Source organism: Enterobacter sp. ENT03, assembly GCF_019218745.1.
In the GTDB taxonomy this organism is placed as follows: domain Bacteria; phylum Pseudomonadota; class Gammaproteobacteria; order Enterobacterales; family Enterobacteriaceae; genus Enterobacter_D.
Map to the genome: position 1 here is coordinate 76,905 of NZ_JAHUXA010000007.1, position 17,849 is coordinate 94,753.

General features: G+C 55.6%; 19 protein-coding genes. 7 read left to right on the forward strand and 12 right to left on the reverse strand.

The genetic code is table 11. The features are described 5' to 3' along the window. The first annotated feature begins 2 nt into the window (after nt 1-2). From ribD to pgpA, 5 genes are all read left to right on the forward strand, one after another. Nucleotides 3-1,106 carry a bifunctional diaminohydroxyphosphoribosylaminopyrimidine deaminase/5-amino-6-(5-phosphoribosylamino)uracil reductase RibD gene (gene ribD, locus KW828_RS11380; protein WP_218336464.1) on the forward strand — a complete coding sequence of 368 codons (1,104 nt, stop codon included), beginning with the start codon at nt 3-5 and terminating at the stop codon, nt 1,104-1,106. 86 nt (nt 1,107-1,192) lie between these two features. After that, nucleotides 1,193-1,663 (forward strand): 6,7-dimethyl-8-ribityllumazine synthase, encoded by a 471-nt coding sequence (ribE, locus tag KW828_RS11385; RefSeq protein WP_072567522.1) that lies wholly within the window; start codon nt 1,193-1,195, stop codon nt 1,661-1,663. A 22-nt stretch (nt 1,664-1,685) separates the two neighbouring features. Further along, the gene (gene nusB, locus KW828_RS11390; protein WP_072567523.1) at nt 1,686-2,105 is read left to right on the forward strand and encodes a transcription antitermination factor NusB; all 420 of its coding nucleotides are present in this window, start codon (nt 1,686-1,688) and stop codon (nt 2,103-2,105) included. Nucleotides 2,106-2,188: 83 nt separating this feature from the next. Continuing rightward, nucleotides 2,189-3,166 (forward strand): thiamine-phosphate kinase, encoded by a 978-nt coding sequence (thiL, locus tag KW828_RS11395; protein ID WP_218336465.1) that lies wholly within the window; start codon nt 2,189-2,191, stop codon nt 3,164-3,166. Further along, complete coding sequence (pgpA, locus tag KW828_RS11400; RefSeq protein ID WP_088220250.1) at nt 3,147-3,659, forward strand: phosphatidylglycerophosphatase A; 513 nt, start codon at nt 3,147-3,149, stop codon at nt 3,657-3,659. The genes thiL and pgpA overlap by 20 nt, the downstream gene beginning before the upstream one ends. Nucleotides 3,660-3,699: 40 nt before the next feature. Here pgpA and KW828_RS11405 read toward each other — a convergent pair whose 3' ends face one another. The 4 genes from KW828_RS11405 to xseB form a co-directional block, all read right to left on the reverse strand. After that, entirely contained in the window at nt 3,700-4,674 is a 975-nt protein-coding gene (locus KW828_RS11405) for an aldo/keto reductase (protein ID WP_218336466.1), read from the reverse strand. A gap of 59 nt (nt 4,675-4,733) precedes the next feature. Next, a complete protein-coding gene (gene dxs, locus KW828_RS11410; RefSeq protein ID WP_218336467.1) occupies nt 4,734-6,596 on the reverse strand; it encodes a 1-deoxy-D-xylulose-5-phosphate synthase in 1,863 nt (620 codons plus the stop codon). 74 nt (nt 6,597-6,670) lie between these two features. After that, nucleotides 6,671-7,570, reverse strand: a complete 900-nt coding sequence (gene ispA / locus KW828_RS11415; protein ID WP_218336468.1) for a (2E,6E)-farnesyl diphosphate synthase — start codon at nt 7,568-7,570, stop codon at nt 6,671-6,673. A 2-nt stretch (nt 7,571-7,572) separates the two neighbouring features. Further along, the gene (xseB, locus tag KW828_RS11420; RefSeq protein WP_072567529.1) at nt 7,573-7,815 is read right to left on the reverse strand and encodes an exodeoxyribonuclease VII small subunit; all 243 of its coding nucleotides are present in this window, start codon (nt 7,813-7,815) and stop codon (nt 7,573-7,575) included. A gap of 207 nt (nt 7,816-8,022) precedes the next feature. Between xseB and thiI the strand changes: the two genes are divergently transcribed. After that, nucleotides 8,023-9,471: a tRNA uracil 4-sulfurtransferase ThiI gene (thiI, locus tag KW828_RS11425; RefSeq protein WP_218336469.1), complete on the forward strand. Its 1,449-nt coding sequence runs from the start codon at nt 8,023-8,025 to the stop codon at nt 9,469-9,471. Between the two features lie 26 nt (nt 9,472-9,497). On the opposite strand, the gene yajL is transcribed toward thiI, so the two are convergent. Together yajL and panE are read right to left on the reverse strand one after the other, a co-directional pair. Further along, complete coding sequence (gene yajL, locus KW828_RS11430) at nt 9,498-10,088, reverse strand: protein deglycase YajL (RefSeq protein ID WP_218336470.1); 591 nt, start codon at nt 10,086-10,088, stop codon at nt 9,498-9,500. Continuing rightward, nucleotides 10,051-10,962, reverse strand: coding sequence for a 2-dehydropantoate 2-reductase (panE, locus tag KW828_RS11435; RefSeq protein WP_218336471.1), 912 nt, complete (start codon nt 10,960-10,962; stop codon nt 10,051-10,053). Before panE ends, yajL begins: the two co-directional genes overlap by 38 nt. 98 nt (nt 10,963-11,060) lie before the next feature. On the opposite strand from panE, the gene KW828_RS11440 reads away from it, so the two are divergent. Beyond that, on the forward strand, nt 11,061-11,552 hold the full coding sequence (locus KW828_RS11440; RefSeq protein ID WP_218336472.1) for a YajQ family cyclic di-GMP-binding protein: 492 nt from the start codon (nt 11,061-11,063) through the stop codon (nt 11,550-11,552). Nucleotides 11,553-11,577: 25 nt separating this feature from the next. Here the strand turns inward: KW828_RS11440 and KW828_RS11445 are convergent, their stop codons facing one another. The 6 genes from KW828_RS11445 to cyoA all read right to left on the reverse strand — a co-directional run bounded on the left by KW828_RS11445 (nt 11,578) and on the right by cyoA (nt 17,849). Next, nucleotides 11,578-12,942, reverse strand: coding sequence for an MFS transporter (locus KW828_RS11445; protein ID WP_218336473.1), 1,365 nt, complete (start codon nt 12,940-12,942; stop codon nt 11,578-11,580). Between the two features lie 116 nt (nt 12,943-13,058). Beyond that, nucleotides 13,059-13,946 (reverse strand): heme o synthase, encoded by an 888-nt coding sequence (gene cyoE, locus KW828_RS11450; RefSeq protein ID WP_088220237.1) that lies wholly within the window; start codon nt 13,944-13,946, stop codon nt 13,059-13,061. Nucleotides 13,947-13,957: 11 nt separating this feature from the next. Then, nucleotides 13,958-14,287 (reverse strand): cytochrome o ubiquinol oxidase subunit IV, encoded by a 330-nt coding sequence (locus KW828_RS11455; protein WP_088220236.1) that lies wholly within the window; start codon nt 14,285-14,287, stop codon nt 13,958-13,960. Further along, entirely contained in the window at nt 14,287-14,901 is a 615-nt protein-coding gene (locus KW828_RS11460; RefSeq protein ID WP_072567541.1) for a cytochrome o ubiquinol oxidase subunit III, read from the reverse strand. The genes KW828_RS11455 and KW828_RS11460 overlap by 1 nt, the downstream gene beginning before the upstream one ends. Then, a complete protein-coding gene (gene cyoB, locus KW828_RS11465) occupies nt 14,891-16,882 on the reverse strand; it encodes a cytochrome o ubiquinol oxidase subunit I (protein WP_218336474.1) in 1,992 nt (663 codons plus the stop codon). The genes KW828_RS11460 and cyoB overlap by 11 nt, the downstream gene beginning before the upstream one ends. Before the next feature lie 19 nt (nt 16,883-16,901). Then, a complete protein-coding gene (gene cyoA / locus KW828_RS11470) occupies nt 16,902-17,849 on the reverse strand; it encodes a cytochrome o ubiquinol oxidase subunit II (RefSeq protein ID WP_088220234.1) in 948 nt (315 codons plus the stop codon).

Sequence of the window (17,849 nt, forward strand, 5' to 3'; positions counted from 1 at the left end):
TCATGCACGACGAGAAGTACATGGCACGAGCGCTGAAACTGGCGCAACGCGGGCGTTTTACCACCCATCCTAATCCCAACGTTGGCTGTGTGATCGTCAAAGACGGCAAGATCGTTGGCGAAGGCTATCACCAGCGGGCCGGTGAGCCGCACGCCGAAGTCCATGCCCTGCGCATGGCGGGTGAAAAGGCACGTGGTGCGACCGCCTATGTCACCCTTGAACCCTGTAGTCATCACGGACGCACACCACCGTGCTGTGAAGCGTTGATTAACGCGGGCGTGTCTCGTGTGGTGGCGGCGATGCAGGATCCCAATCCGCAGGTTGCCGGGCGCGGGTTGTACCGCCTGCAACAGGAAGGTATTGAAGTCAGCCACGGGCTGATGATGAGCGAGGCGGAAAACCTCAATAAAGGTTTCCTGAAACGGATGCGCACCGGCTTTCCCTGGGTGCAGCTAAAACTGGGCGCGTCACTGGATGGCCGTACCGCCATGGCCAGCGGTGAAAGCCAGTGGATCACCTCACCTCAGGCAAGGCGCGATGTGCAACGTCTGCGCGCGCAGAGTCATGCTATTCTCACCAGCAGCGCGACGGTGCTGGCCGATGATCCGCAGCTTAACGTCCGTTGGAACGAGCTGTCTGCAGACGTGCAGGCGCAGTATCCGCAGGCGCAGTTACGCCAGCCGCTGCGTATTGTGGTCGACAGCCAGAACCGCGTGACGCCGGAACATCGCCTGATCCAGCAAGCGGGCGAAACCTGGTTTGCCCGCATACAGCCGGACGCGCGGACCTGGCCGGATAACGTGCGTCACATTCAGGTGCCTGAGCACAACGGCCATCTCGATCTGGTGTCGATGATGATGCTGCTGGGTCGCCAGCAGGTCAACAGCATCTGGGTGGAAGCCGGGGCATCCCTGGCGGGGGCGCTGATCCAGGCGGGGCTGGTGGATGAGCTGGTGGTTTATCTTGCGCCAAAACTATTAGGCAGCGATGCACGCGGGTTGTGCGTTCTGCCGGGCCTTGAGTCGTTAGCCGACGCGCCGCAATTTGCATTCAACGAAATACGGCAGGTTGGCCCTGATATTTGCCTGCATTTGACCACTGCGTAATGTCCTCGTAAAAGGGAAGCAGTGCGTGAAGTATTATGATAAAATCCGCCCCCCTGCGGGGCTAAATGAACCCGTAAAGGAAGAGTATGAACATTATTGAAGCTACCGTTGCTGCCCCGGACGCTCGCGTCGCCATCACCATTGCGCGTTTCAACAACTTCATCAATGACAGCCTGCTGGACGGTGCTATCGACGCACTGAAACGTATCGGTCAGGTTAAAGATGAAAACATCACCGTGGTTTGGGTTCCAGGTGCTTATGAGCTGCCTCTGGCGGCTGGCGCACTGGCAAAAACCGGTAAATATGATGCGATTATCGCGCTCGGCACGGTTATCCGTGGCGGTACCGCCCATTTCGAATATGTGGCGGGTGGCGCAAGCAATGGTCTGGCACACGTCGCTGAACAGAGCGAAATCCCGGTAGCCTTTGGTGTGCTGACTACTGAAAGTATTGAACAAGCCATCGAACGCGCCGGTACTAAAGCCGGTAACAAAGGTGCAGAAGCTGCCCTGACCGCGCTTGAGATGATTAATGTATTGAAGGCCATTAAAGCCTGATTTTTTTGTAAGGGGAATTTCCGTGAAACCTGCTGCTCGTCGCCGCGCCCGTGAGTGTGCCGTCCAGGCGCTTTACTCCTGGCAGTTGTCCCAGAACGACATCGCCGATGTTGAATACCAGTTCCTGTCTGAACAGGATGTCAAAGATGTCGACATCGCGTATTTCCGCGAACTGCTGTCCGGGGTGGCGACTAACAGCGCATATCTCGATGGACTGATGAAGCCCTACCTGTCTCGTCTGCTCGAAGAGCTGGGCCAGGTCGAGAAAGCGGTACTGCGTATCGCGCTGTTTGAACTGTCTAAACGTGCTGATGTGCCGTATAAAGTGGCCATCAACGAAGCTATTGAACTGGCAAAAACGTTTGGCGCAGAAGACAGCCACAAATTTGTTAACGGCGTGCTGGATAAAGCCGCACCCGCGATCCGCCCCCACAAAAAGTAATCTGCTGGTCCGCGCGGCGAAGTGCAGTTGCCATTTCGCCGCCTTCCCAGTCTCCTGTTTATCATTCTGCTGAGGCATAGCGTATGGCATGCGGCGAGTTTTCCCTTATTGCCCGTTATTTTGACCGCGTACGACGCGCGCGTCTGGATGTCGAAACCGGCATTGGTGACGATTGCGCACTGCTCAATATTCCTGACAAGCAAACGCTGGCAATCAGCACCGATACCCTGGTTTCGGGCAACCATTTTCTTCCTGATATTTCACCTGTCGATCTGGCGCACAAAGCGCTGGCTTCCAACCTGAGCGATCTCGCCGCCATGGGCGCAGATCCGGCGTGGCTGACGCTGGCGATCACGCTGCCGGAGGTGGATGAGTCCTGGCTTGAAGCCTTTAGCGACAGCCTGTTCGAACAGATTAATTACTACGATATGCAGTTGATTGGCGGCGACACCACCCGTGGGCCGTTGTCGATGACACTGGGTATTTACGGCTATGTGCCTGTGGGCCGCGCCCTTAAACGCTCCGGCGCGAAGCCTGGCGACTGGATCTACGTTACCGGCACGCCAGGCGACAGCGCTGCGGGGCTGGCGATCCTGCAAAACCGCCTGCGGGTTGAGAATGAGCAGGACGCGCAAGGGTTGCTGAAACGCCATCTGCGTCCGACGGCGCGCATTCTGCATGGCCAGGCGCTGCGCGATCTGGCGAGCGCGGCGATCGATTTATCCGACGGACTGAGTTCCGATCTCGGGCATATCGTGAAGGCCAGCAACTGCGGCGCAATACTGGACATGGACGCCATGCCGTTCTCCGACGCCATGCGCCGTCACGTTGAGCCAGAGCAGGCGCTACGCTGGGCGCTGGCGGGTGGCGAAGATTATGAACTCTGCTTTACCGTGCCTGAACGTAATCGGGGGGCGCTGGACGTGGCCATCGGTCATCTCGGCGTGCCCTTCACCTGCGTCGGGCAGATGAGCGCCGATGTCGAAGGCATCCAGTTTTCCCGCGACGGAAAACCGGTATCGTTTGATTTAAAAGGATACGATCACTTTGCAAACTCGTAAGGATAGTGCGAAAAGCCGCCTGAGCATGCGCAATCCCTGGCATCTGCTGGCCACCGGTTTTGGCAGTGGCTTAAGTCCGATTATGCCAGGCACGGCGGGATCGATTGCCGCGATCCCGTTCTGGTATCTGATGACGTTTCTGCCGTGGCAGCTCTATTCGCTGGTGATCATGCTGTCGATCAGCATTGGCGTTTACCTGTGCCACCAGACGGCGAAAGACATGGGCGTGCACGATCACGGCAGCATCGTCTGGGATGAGTTTATCGGTATGTGGATCACGCTGATGGCGCTGCCGACCCATGACTGGCAGTGGGTGGTGGCCGGTTTTGTGCTGTTCCGCTTTTTCGATATCTGGAAGCCGTGGCCGATCCGCTGGTTTGACCGCAACGTGCACGGCGGGATGGGGATCATCGTCGACGATATTATTGCCGGCATCATCGCGGCGGCGGTGCTGTATGTGATCGGCCATCACTGGCCGATTGGCATTATTTAACGGTTCGCCCTCTCCCTGGGGAGAGGGCGGGGCAGTGGGATTACTTAAATCCCACCACCGCATGCTGTTTATACGGCATTTCCATTTCGGCGATCTGTTCCGGCGTCAGTTCCAGATCGACCGCCTGCAATAACTCATCCAGTTGCTCTTCCCGTGAGGTGCCGATAATCGGCGCGGCCACGCCAGGCTTACTCAGCAACCATGCCAGCGCCACCTGCGCCCGTGTTGCGCCCACTTCTTCAGCGACCGCAGCCAGACGTTCCGCGATCTGCGCATCACTCTGCTCACTGTCGTCATACAGCTTTTTACCCACCTCATCGGACACCAGGCGCGCGGTGGTTTCACCCCAGGGGCGCGTCAGACGGCCTCGTGCCAGCGGGCTCCACGGGATCACCGCAATGCCTTCCTGATAACACAGCGGCAGCATGGTGCGCTCTTCTTCGCGATAAATCATATTGTAATGGTTCTGCATGGTGGTGAAACGCGCCCAGCCGTGCTGCTTTTGCAGTTCCAGCGCCTGAGCGAACTGTTCGGTGTGCATCGACGACGCGCCGATGTAGCGTGCTTTACCGGCCTTCACCACATCGTTCAGCGCTTCCAGCGTTTCTTCAATCGGTGTGTTGTAATCCCAGCGGTGGATTTGCAGCAGATCGACATATTCCATGCCGAGGCGGCGCAGGCTGTCATCAATGGAACGCAGGATCTGCGCGCGGGACAGGCCTTCGGTGAGATCGCCGGACGGGTAATACACTTTGGTGGCGACCACCACCTCATCGCGACGGGCGAAATCTTTCAGCGCGCGGCCAACAATTTCCTCGCTGCTGCCATCGGAGTAGCTGTTTGCCGTATCGAAAAAGTTGATGCCGCCTTCCAGGGCGCGCTGAATAATCGGGCGGCTGCTCTCTTCGGGCAGGGTCCAGGCGTGATTGCCCCGATCCGGCTCGCCAAAGGTCATACAGCCCAGACAAAGACGGGAAACCTTAAGGTCCGTTTTTCCTAATGTATTGTATTGCATGGTTCCACTCCTGCTACGGGTACGAGATTACCTAAGCATAGCAGGAGCGGAAGGGGGAGTTAGGCCAGCCAGCGTTTGATGCTGGCTTCGATACCGGCAGCATCCAGACCGATGGCGGCGCGCGCCTCGTCCTGCGTGCCCTGTGGAATGAAATGATCCGGCAGGCCGAGATTAAGTACCGGCACCAGCGTGCGGTTTGCCATCAGCACCTCGTTCACACCGCTGCCTGCACCGCCAATGATGGCGTTCTCTTCCAGCGTCACCAGTACCTCATGACTGCGGGCCATCGACAGGATCAGCGACTCGTCCAGCGGCTTCACAAAACGCATATCCACCAGTGTGGCATTGAGCGATTCCGCGACTTTTGCCGCATCCGCCAGCAGGGTGCCGAAGTTTAAAATCGCCACTTTTTCGCCCTGACGTTTCACCACGCCTTTACCCAGCGGCAGCTTTTGCAGCGGCGTCAGCTCGACGCCCAGCGCATTACCGCGCGGATAACGCACCGCGCTTGGGCCATCGTTGTAGTGGTAGCCGGTAAACAACATCTGGCGACATTCGTTTTCATCGCTCGGCGTCATGATCACCATTTCCGGGATGCAGCGCAGGAACGAGATGTCGAAGGCACCCTGATGCGTCTGCCCGTCAGCCCCGACGATGCCCGCGCGGTCAATGGCGAACAGCACCGGCAGCTTCTGGATGGCGACGTCGTGGATCACCTGATCGTAAGCGCGTTGCAGGAAGGTGGAGTAGATCGCCACCACCGGCTTATAGCCGCCAATCGCCAGACCCGCCGCAAACGTCACGGCGTGCTGCTCGGCGATAGCCACGTCAAAATAGCGATCCGGGAACTTACGGGAAAATTCCACCATCCCGGAACCTTCGCGCATCGCCGGGGTGATCGCCATCAGTTTGCTGTCTTTCGCCGCTGTTTCGCACAGCCAGTCGCCAAAGATTTTCGAGTAGGACGGCATTCCTCCGACGCTTTTCGGCAGCGTCCCTTTTGCCGGATCAAATTTCGGGACCGCGTGGAAGGTAATGGGATCTTTTTCCGCCGGTTCATAGCCACGGCCTTTTTTGGTCATGATATGCAGGAACTGCGGGCCTTTCAGATCGCGCATGTTTTTCAGCGTTGTGACCAGGCCCAGCACATCGTGACCGTCTACCGGGCCGATATAGTTAAAGCCCAGCTCTTCAAACAACGTGCCCGGCACCACCATGCCTTTGATGTGCTCTTCAGTACGTTTAAGCAGCTCTTTGATAGGCGGTACGCCGGAGAAGACTTTTTTACCGCCTTCGCGCAGCGTGGAATAGAGTTTGCCGGAAAGCAGCTGTGCCAGATGATTGTTCAGCGCGCCGACGTTTTCGGAAATCGACATTTCGTTGTCGTTGAGCACCACCAGCATATCCGGCCGGATGTCGCCCGCGTGGTTCATCGCCTCAAAAGCCATGCCCGCGGTGATCGCGCCATCACCGATCACACAGACGGTGCGACGCTGCTTGCCTTCTTTTGCTGCCGCAACAGCGATGCCGATCCCGGCACTGATCGAGGTGGACGAATGGCCGACGCTCAGCACGTCATATTCGCTCTCACCGCGCCACGGGAAGGGATGCAGCCCGTCTTTCTGGCGGATGGTATCGATCCGATCACGGCGTCCGGTGAGGATTTTATGCGGATAAGCCTGGTGGCCCACGTCCCAGATCAGCTGATCGAAAGGCGTGTTATAGACGTAATGCAGCGCCACGGTCAGCTCAATGGTGCCAAGCCCGGAGGCAAAGTGCCCGCTGGAGCGGCTCACGCTGTCGAGCAGGTAGCGACGCAGTTCGTCACACAGCTTCGGCAGGCTCTCTTTAGGCAGCAGGCGTAACTCAGGGGTAGAGTCAACCAGTGCCAGTGTCGGGTATTTGGCTATATCAAAACTCATCGGACACTCGTCTTACTCGTCATAATTCAGGGGGCAGTACGCCGCCTCTGGGTTATCAGGAGCTTATAAAAAGTTTATTTATCACGCTGGATTATGTAATTCGCCAGTGCTTCCAGTGCCGTGGTATCCAGTGACTGGGCGGCCAGCGCATCGAGCGCATGGCGGGCATCGTCAATCAGGTCACGGGCTTTTGTCTGGGCCTGCTCTAAGCCCAGGAGTGCGGGGTAGGTGCTTTTGCCTAAATGCTGATCGGCACCCTGGCGTTTGCCAAGGGTCGCAGTATCACCCACCACATCCAGAATGTCATCCTGTACCTGGAACGCCAGACCGATGCTTTCGGCATAGCGATCGAGGATCGGCAGCGCGGCGCGTCCTTTATCACCAGCGCTTAATGCGCCCAGCCGCACCGCGGCACGGATCAGCGCACCGGTTTTATGCCGGTGAATACGTTCAAGCTCCGCCAGGCCGACCTGCTTGCCTTCCGCTTCAAGATCCAGCGCCTGACCGCCGCACATGCCTGCAACGCCGCTGGCCTGCGCCAGTTCGGACACCATCGCCAGTCGGTCGCGTACCGCCACTTCCGGCATGGGGGTATCCGCCAGTATAGAGAAGGCCAGCGTTTGCAGCGCATCGCCCGCGAGGATCGCGTTCGCTTCGCCGAATTTAATATGGCAGGTCGGCTGACCGCGACGCAGATCGTCATCATCCATCGCCGGGAGATCGTCATGGATCAGCGAATAGGCATGTATACATTCAATGGCCGCAGCAGGGGCATCAAGCGTGGATGTGCTCACGCCAAACATCTGTCCGGTGGCGTACACCAGGAAAGGCCGCAGCCGTTTGCCGCCTAACAGTGTGCCATAGTGCATGGCCTCAACCAGTGGAGTGTTCTGAAAGGGCTGCGGAGAAATAAAGCGGCGCAGGGCGTCATTTGCCTGCTGCACACACATTTCAAGTTGTTGTGCGAAATCCATGTTTACTCGGCGTCCGGAGTGAAGGGCGTCAGCGGGGCGTCGTCGTTATCAGAGAGCAGGATCTGCACGCGCTGCTCTGCCTGTTGCAGTTTTACCTGTCCCTGACGGGCCAGCTGCACGCCGCGCTCGAATTCATTTAAGGCTTCTTCCAGCGGTAAATTGCCGCTTTCAAGGCGGGTGACAATCTGTTCCAGCTCATTGAGCTCCGTTTCGAAACTGGCCGGTGCGTCATTTTTCTTTGGCATGTGAATGTCTGGCTCTCTCATTTATTCGGCTCCGCTATGGTAGCGGAGTGGCGCATCTTAGCAAATAAGGCGTAATGGTCATGCAATATGCACAGGTTGACCACGAAGGTGGTATACTTCCGCGCCTGGATGCAGCCGCAGGTATGGGCTGCTGTATATTTCCCTCAACAGATCGCTTGTCCGATCTGCCAACGAACCATTGCCGCCATGAAGTTTATCATTAAATTGTTCCCGGAAATCACCATCAAAAGCCAATCTGTGCGTTTGCGCTTCATTAAAATGCTGACCGGAAATATTCGTAACGTCCTTAAGCAGTACGCCGACACCATTGCCATTGTTCGTCACTGGGATCATATCGAAGTTCGCGCCAAAGACGAGAACGAGCGTCTGGCTATTCGCGATGCCCTGACCCGCATTCCCGGTATTCACCACATTCTGGAAGTGGAAGATGTGCCTTTCACCTCCCTGCACGATATCTTTGAGAAAGCGCTGGTTCAGTTCCGCGACCAACTGGAAGGCAAAACCTTCTGCGTACGCGTTAAACGCCGCGGTAAACATGAGTTTAGCTCGATTGAAGTAGAGCGCTATGTTGGCGGCGGTTTAAATCAGCACATCGAAACGGCGCGCGTGAAGCTGACGCACCCCGATGTGACCGTTAATCTGGAAATCGAAAACGATCGCCTGCTGCTGGTAAAAGGCCGCTATGAAGGTATCGGCGGTTATCCAATCGGCACCCAGGAAGATGTGCTGTCGTTGATCTCCGGCGGTTTCGACTCCGGTGTGTCCAGCTATATGCTGATGCGTCGCGGCTGCCGCGTACACTACTGCTTCTTTAACCTGGGCGGCGCGGCGCACGAAATCGGCGTGCGTCAGGTGGCGTACTACCTGTGGAAACGCTTTGGCAGCTCGCACCGCGTGCGCTTTGTGGCCATTAACTTTGAGCCGGTAGTGGGCGAAATCCTCGAAAAAGTAGAAGACGGCCAGATGGGCGTGGTCCTTAAACGCATGATGGTGCGTGCGGCATCAAAAGTGGCCGAACGCTATGGCGTGCAGGCGCTGGTGACCGGCGAAGCGCTGGGCCAGGTGTCGAGCCAGACGCTGACCAACCTGCGTCTTATCGACAACGTTTCTGATACGCTGATCCTGCGTCCGCTGATCTCTCACGATAAAGAGCACATTATCGATTTGGCGCGTGAAATCGGTACTGCTGACTTTGCCCGGACCATGCCGGAATACTGCGGTGTGATCTCGAAAAGCCCGACCGTGAAAGCGGTGAAGGCGAAAATCGAAGCGGAAGAAGAGAACTTTAACTTCGACATCCTCGACGAAGTGGTCGCGGCGGCGAGCAATATCGACATCCGCGAAATCGCCGAGCAAACCGAGCAGGCCGTTGTGGAAGTGGAAACCGTCACCGGTTTCGGTCCGAACGACGCGATCCTCGATATTCGTTCCATTGACGAGCAGGATGATAAGCCGTTGCAGGTTGAGGGCGTGGAAGTGGTGTCTCTGCCATTCTACAAACTCAGCACCAAATTCGGCGATCTCGACCAGAGCAAAACCTGGCTGCTGTGGTGTGAACGCGGCGTGATGAGCCGACTGCAGGCGCTGTATCTGCGCGAGCAGGGCTTTGAAAACGTCAAGGTTTACCGCCCGTAACGAAAAAGCGCCGCAAGGCGCTTTTTTTATTCGTAATAATTATAAATCCCTGCCGGCATCACCAGTTGTGACGCCACTTCATAGGCTTTTTCACGCCCGACCAGCAGATCGATAATTTTCAAACCAAAATCAATGGCGGTGCCCGGCCCCTGGCTGGTGATCAGATTGACGCGCGGATCCCAGACCACCCGTTTATCCTGCCACTGCTCCGCCGGGATACGCTCTTTCAGCGCAGGAAAGCCGGTCATGTTGCCGATGGGAAACAGATCGTGAGGAACCAGCACGGTGGCTGCGGCGGCGCAGATGGTGGCAACGATACGGCCTGAAAGATGGAACTGCCGCACCGTCTCTACCAGCAGCGGGCTGTCACGGAAACATTCGGCACCTTTAATACCGCCCGGCAGGACGATGATGTCATAGTCGCCGTCCGCCACTTCCACCAGCGGCGCATCGGCAAGTAGCTTCACGCCGCGCGAGCAGACGATCCGCAGATCACCGTCGCTGGCAACGCTGGCGGTGGTGACGTTGATGCCGCCACGCACCAGCAGATCGAGCGTAGTGACGGCTTCCATTTCTTCACTACCAGGGGCGAGGCATATCAGTGCTGACGGGCTCATATTCACTTTCCTTACGCTTAACAAGTTCATACAGGCGGGTATTTTCCGGTACCGCAATACCGTGCGCGCGGGCGCGTTTGAGTAAATACCCGGTAATGTAATCAATTTCAGTGTGGCGCAGGGCGCGCACGTCCTGCAACATCGACGATATGTTCTCTTTGGTGCTGGCGATGATCTGGTTCACGTACACCAGTAAATCCTCGACGGAGGTATGATGACCTTCTCGCTCCATCACCGCCGCGACTTCGTGGCACAACGTCTGGATCAGCGCCGAATGCGCCTGTAACTCGCCGTTCGGACAGTTCCACAGCGCGGTCAGCGGATTTATCACGCAGTTCACCGCCAGCTTGCGCCACAGCTCCGGACGGATGGTGTTATGCCAGGCGACGTCGGGCAGCACATCCTGGAGAATATCCGCCAGATAGCTGTAATCTCCGTCCTGCTGGCGCGCCGGGCCGATATGCGTGGTGCCGCTGGCGACGTGCAGAATAATGTTGCCATCGCGCCGGGCGGCGTGGGTCGTTGTGCCCATCAGCAGAGGCTGAGGAATGCTTTTCAGCTCATCCACCGTACCCATGCCGTTATGGATCAGTAAAATCGGCGTGGTAGCAGGCATTCTGGCGGAGAGGTTTCGCACCGGCTCTGACACCTGCCATGCTTTAAGACTTACCAGCAGCAGATCGCTTTGCGCCAGAAAATCGGGATCGTTCGCCGTAAGAGACTCATTAAAAATGGTGCCGTCTTCTTCGATCAGGTTGACGCTGCAATAAGGCTGCGGCACACGAAGCCAGCCCTGCACCTCATGCCCATGCTTACACAGCGCGGTCAGCCATAGCTGACCTAATGCCCCGCATCCGAGCACGGTAATTTTCATTGTTCCTCCTGGCCTGCAACACTTACGGGCATAACAAGTTGAGTTATGCTTCTTAGCAGGTATTATGCATCGCAATATATAGAGAGGGAGAAGAAAAGATGCCATCTTTCGATATTGTCTCTGAAGTTGATCTTCAGGAAGTCCGCAATGCGGTCGACAATGCCAGCCGTGAAGTGGAGTCGCGTTTCGATTTTCGCGGCGTAGAAGCCACTTTCGAGCTGAAGGAGGCGAATAAAACCATTAAAGTGCTGAGTGAATCTGATTTCCAGGTTAACCAGTTGCTGGATATTCTGCGCGCCAAGCTGCTGAAGCGCGGTATTGAAGGCGCGTCGCTGGACGTACCGGAAACCTTCGTGCACAGCGGTAAAACCTGGTTTGTTGAAGCGAAGCTGAAACAAGGGATTGAAAGCGCGACGCAGAAGAAACTCGTCAAACTGATCAAAGACAGCAAGCTGAAAGTGCAGTCGCAGATCCAGGGTGAAGAAGTGCGCGTGACCGGTAAATCACGCGACGATTTGCAGGCGGCGATGGCGCTGGTACGCGGCGGCGATCTGGGGCAGCCGTTCCAGTTCAAAAACTTCCGCGATTAAGAAAAAGCGGGGAGACCCGCTTTTTTTACGCCTGTTTTATAGCCTGTTCGATCTCAAAGCGATTAGTGACTTTGCTGTCGATTTTGATGTATACGCTTCGCTCATCCTGCACCACCAAAACCTCGCTCACCCCTGGCAACGCCCGTAACTGCTCGCCCAGCGCGTCGTCTGCCGGAACATCCGCCGGAATTTCCACACGCAGACTGCTGACGTAAGCTGGTTCGCTCATGGTCAGCGACACCAGCAGCCAGATGGTTGCCAGCAGCGCGCCAGCCAGAAATACTGTCTGCGAATCAAACATACCGTCCACCCAGCCTGCCATCGAGCCGCCAATGGCCACCCCCAGGAACTGACTGGTGGAATAGATACCCATCGCCGTGCCTTTATATCCCGCCGGGGCTTCTTTGCTGATCAGAGACGGCAGCAGCGCTTCCATCAGGTTGAAGGCGAGGAAGAAGATCTGTACACCCAGCACCTGCTCCCAGAAATGCGGCCCGGCACCCCACAGCACGATCTCCGCGATCAAAAGCAGCGCCACGCAAAAGACAAATACCCGCTTCATACGGCGTTTCACTTCGGCGTAAATAATAAAAGGCACGACGCAGACAAACGAAATCAGCATGGTCACCAGATAGATTTTCCAGTGATCCGCGGTGGCAAACCCCGCCGCTTCCAGCTGGCCGGGCAGGGCGACAAAGGTCGACATCAGCAAAATGTGCAGGCACATGATGCCAAAGTTAAGCTTCAGCAGCTTCGGACTGGCAATAACTTTGCTAAAACAGCCTTTTACCATGCCCGATTCGCGGTTCAGCACGTGGTTTTTGCTGTCCGGTACCACCCATAGCGTCAGGGCAATACCGGCGGTTGCCAGCGCGGCGATCATCCAGAACAGCGCATGTAGCCCCAACTTATGGGTGATGATAGGGCCAAGCACCATGGCGATGGCGAAGGTAACGCCAAAGCTGACGCCAATAAACGCCATCGCTTTGGTGCGGTTTTGTTCACGGGTTAAATCGGAGAGCAGGGCCATGACGGCGGCGGCAATGGCACCAGAGCCTTGCAGCGCACGGCCAAGAATAATGCCCCAGATCGAGTCAGAAAGCGCGGCCACCACGCTGCCAATGACAAAAATAGCCAACCCGCCGACAATCAGGGGTTTGCGTCCGATACGATCGGATAATAATCCAAAGGGGATCTGAAAAACGGCCTGTGCCAGTCCATAAATACCAATGGCGAAACCAATCAGCGCTTCGCTTGCGCCCTGCAAAGCCATACCGTAAGTGGTGAGAACGGGCAGGACCATAAACATGCCAAGCATACGCAACGAGAACACCGTCCCTAAACCCCAGGTGGCGCGTAACTCGCCTGGTGTCATCTTATAATCGTTCATTTCCACCTCAAATTCTAAAGCCGGGCATAGTGTAGTGCGGGGGCAGGGTAGGGTAAATAGCGGGGTATTTTACAAATAAAAAAGGGTGCCGTAGCACCCTTTTAGGTATTAATGCGTTACCAGACGTAAGTAAGCAGGCTGTGTGAGTCCGGGACCATAAAGTCGACGGACATCATCACCGACAGCGAGGTAATGGCGACGATAGAAAAGACGAACAGCTTGCGCGCCCAGACCTTATCGTCTTCCACTTTATAACCACGCAGCGCCATGCCGAGCCACCAGACGCTCACCGCCGCAGCCACCACCAGATATTTATATCCGGCATAACCGCCCAGTGTGAGCATCAGCGTCGCGACAGCGAAAGCGATGATATACAGCGTGATATGGTTTTTGGCAACCGAGATGCCTTTCACCACCGGCAGTACCGGGATGTTCGCCGCCTGATAATCCTTAAAGCGGAAAATCGCGATGGCGTAGGAGTGGGGCATCTGCCACAGGCTAAAAATCGCCAGCAGGATCAGCGCACCACTGTCAAAATCACCGGTTACCGCGCAGTAGCCAATCACCGGCGGCGCAGCGCCGGAGAGAGAGCCAATCAGCGTGCCATAAACGGAGTGACGTTTCATGTACAGGCTGTAAATGCCGACATAAACCACAAACCCCATCACGCCCAGCCAGCAGGCCAGCGGGTTAGCACCAAACCACAGCAGCATAAAGCCAGCAATACCCAACAAGGTGGCATACACCAGCGACATTTTCGGCGAAATCAGGCCTTTGACCAGTACCCGGTTCTTCGTGCGCTCCATTTTGCGGTCAATATCGCGGTCGATGTAGTTGTTAAATACACAACCGGATGCGACCACCAGTGACACGCCAATCAGCGTAGCAGCGAAAAGGGGATAGTCGATGCTGCCCTTGGAGGCCAGCAGGAACCCCCCGATCACGGAGATCAGGTTACCGAAAATGATGCCTGGTTTCGTTACTTGCAGGTATTGCTTAATCATACTCGCCGCTCTTAGTGAACCATCATGTTGTTGTTCAGGCTCCACATAATCCAAATGGATCCTGCAACGACTATGGCGATAATCAGCACGGTAAAGACAAAGGCCACCAGGTTCCAGCGATCCTCCGAAGAGGTATTCATATGCAGGAAGCACACCAGATGAACCAGAATCTGTACCACCGCCATACCCACAACGACGCTAACCAGCGTGGCATGAGAAGCAGTGCCGTTCATTACCATCCAGAACGGGATCACCGTCAGGATGATCGACAGGATAAAGCCTGTCATGTACGTTTTTACGGTACCGTGAGAAGCGCCGCTATGATCGGTTGAATGACTCATTACATTGCCCCCATCAGGTAAACAACAGAGAACACACAGATCCATACTACGTCCAGGAAGTGCCAGAACATGCTCAGGCACATCAGACGGGTACGGTTAGTGCTGGTCAGCCCGCGACGGGAAACCTGGAACATCATCAGCGCCATCCACACCAGACCAGAGGTCACGTGCACACCGTGGGTGCCGACCAGGGCGAAGAACCCTGACAGGAAGCCACTGCGATCCGGGCCGAAGCCTTCTGCGATCAGGTGATGGAATTCATAGATTTCCATTCCCACGAAGCCCGCACCAAACAGGAAGGTCAGCGCCAGCCAGGACAGAACCTGGCTTTTGTTCCCTTTATCCATGGCGATAACCGCCATGCCGTAGGTAATGGAGCTAAACAGCAGGAGGAACGTTTCCACCAGCACGAACGGCAGTTCGAAAATATCTTTACCGCTCGGGCCGCCCGCTGTGCCGTTCACCAGAACGGCATAGGTTGCGAACAGACATGCAAAGAGAATGCAGTCGCTCATCAGGTAGATCCAGAAGCCAAAGACTTTATTGGCGCCTGCATCGTGATGCCCATGGTCGTGCGCATGAGCGCCAGAATGTGCCAGAGAATCAGTTGACATTTTTCAGCCCTGCTTTGCTAATTTCATCAAAGTGCTGGTTTTCCAGTTTCTCAACGGTCGCTACCGGAACGTAGTAATCCACGTCTTCATCGAAGCTCTTCACAATCCAGGTGATGATGATACCTGCGAAGCCAACGATGGCGAGCCACCAGATATGCCAGATCATGGCGAAACCGAAAATGGTACTGAACGCGCCGATCACTACGCCTGCAGCGCTGTTTTTCGGCATATGAATTTCTTCATAATGCGTCGGCTGCTGGTACGCTTCGCCTTTCTCTTTCATTTCCCAGAACGCATCACGCTCGTGGATATGCGGAACAACGGCAAAGTTGTAGAACGGCGGCGGGGAAGAGGTTGCCCACTCCAGCGTACGGCCACCCCACGGATCGCCCGTCAGGTCGCGGTTCTGGTCGCGATCGCGTACAGAGGTATAAATCTGCATCACGATGCTGAAGATACCGCAGGCAATCAGCAGTGCACCGATTTCAGCCACAATCATCAGCGGTTCGAACATCGGATCGATGTCCTGGCTAACGCGACGGGTCATACCCATGAAGCCCATAGCGTACAGCGGCATAAAGGTCACGAAGAAGCCGATGATCCAGAACCAGAATGCGCGTTTACCCCAGGCTTCGTTCATGGTGTAACCGAATGCTTTCGGCCACCAGTACGACATACCCGCGAAGCAACCGAACACCACACCACCGATGATAACGTTATGGAAGTGCGCCACCAGGAACAGGCTGTTGTGCAGTACGAAGTCTGCGCCCGGCACCGCCAGCAGCACGCCCGTCATCCCACCGATAGAGAAGGTGACGATGAAACCGATAGTCCACAGCATAGAGGAATGGAACTGGATACGGCCCTGGTACATGGTAAACAGCCAGTTGAAGATCTTCACCCCGGTCGGGATGGCGATAATCATCGTGGTGATACCGAAGAAGGCGTTAACGTTCGCACCGCTGCCCATGGTGAAGAAGTGGTGCAGCCAAACGATGAACGACAGCACGGTGATCGCGATGGTCGCCCATACCAGAGAGGTATAGCCAAACAGACGCTTTCTGGAGAAGGTAGCCGTTACTTCAGAGAACACACCGAATACTGGCAGAACAAGAATGTACACTTCCGGATGGCCCCAGGCCCAAATCAGGTTCACGTACATCATCATGTTGCCACCCATATCATTCGTGAAGAAATGGGTGCCCAGGTAGCGGTCGAGCGTCAGCAGGGCTATCGTCACCGTCAGGATCGGGAAGGAGACGATAATCAGTACGTTAGTACACAGCGACGCCCAGGTGAACACAGGCATTTTGAACATCGTCATGCCCGGCGCACGCATACGCAGGATGGTTACAAAGAAGTTAATACCGGTCAGCGTTGTACCAATACCGGACAGCTGGAGACTCCAGATCCAGTAGTCGACCCCGACCCCCGGACTGTACTCAATGCCCGACAGTGGCGGATAAGCGACCCAGCCAGTCTGTGCGAATTCGCCCACACCCAGCGAAACGTTCACCAGGATAACGCCAACAACGGTGAACCAGAAGCTCAGGTTGTTCAGGAACGGGTAAGCAACATCACGTGCACCGATTTGCAGCGGCACCACAATGTTCATCAGACCGATAACGAACGGCATCGCTACGAAGAAGATCATGATGACGCCGTGGGCGGTAAAGATCTGGTCGTAGTGATGCGGTGGCAAGAAGCCCTGTTCTCCCGCAGACACCAGCAACTGCTGGGTACGCATCATGATGGCGTCGGCAAAGCCGCGCACCAGCATAACGATAGCGACGAGGATATACATAATCCCCAGGCGTTTGTGGTCAACGGAAGTTAACCACTCGTTCCATAAGTAAGACCACTTACCGAAGTAAGTGAGTGCGGCAACCAGCGCCAGACCACCGACGAGGATTGCTGCAACCGTAACCATGATAATGGGTTCATGGTACGGGATTGCATCCAGTGTTAATTTTCCGAACATCGTATTATTCCTCAGCCCCTTAATGAGAGGTTTGGGCGTGACTCATGTCCATGCCTTCCATACCTTCATGAGAACTGTGTTCCCCTTCCGGCTGCGTCACGTCCATGCTTTTCCCGTGAGACATAAATTTGCCAATAACATCTTTAAACAAATTCGGTTTCACGCTGGAGAAGTATTCAACCTTGTTGTATTCGCTCGGAGCCGCAACTTTCTCGTACGTCGCCATATCGTTCATGACTTTCGGAGACTGTTTCGCTTTGGCAACCCAGGCGTCAAAGGTGGCGTTATCCGGCGTAGCAATAGCTTTGAACTTCATGCCGGAGAAACCTGCGCCACTGTAGTTGGAGGAAATACCATCATAGGTGCCGGCTTCGTTGGCAATCAGGTGCAGCTTAGTCTGCATCCCGGCCATTGCATAAATCTGGCTACCCAGACGCGGAATAAAGAAGGAGTTCATCACCGAGTTGGAGGTGATTTTGAATTCCACTGGCGTGTTCGCCGGGAAGGCGATTTCATTCACCGTAGCAATACCTTGCTCCGGATAAATGAAGAACCATTTCCAGTCCATAGCGATAACTTCGATGGTCACCGGCTTAGCATCGTGATCCAGCGGCTTGCCTGGTTCTAATGCGTGCGTGGTTTTCCATGTCAGTACTGCAAGGAAAATAATGATTAAGATGGGGATGGTCCAGACAACAGCTTCAACTTTGTTCGAGTGCGACCAGTTGGGGCTGTATTTGGCATCCTTATTCGACGCCCGATACTTCCAGGCAAAGCCGATAGCCATCACGATAGCCGGGATCACGACAATCAACATCAGCCCAAGAGCTGTCAGTATCAAAGAACGTTGTTCCAGTCCGATCTGTCCTTTGGGGTCCAGCAGCGCAGAATCGCAACCACTGAGTAAAACAGTGCCTGCAATTAACGAAAGCAGTCCCAAACTTTTATTGTATTTCCTGAGTCTCAT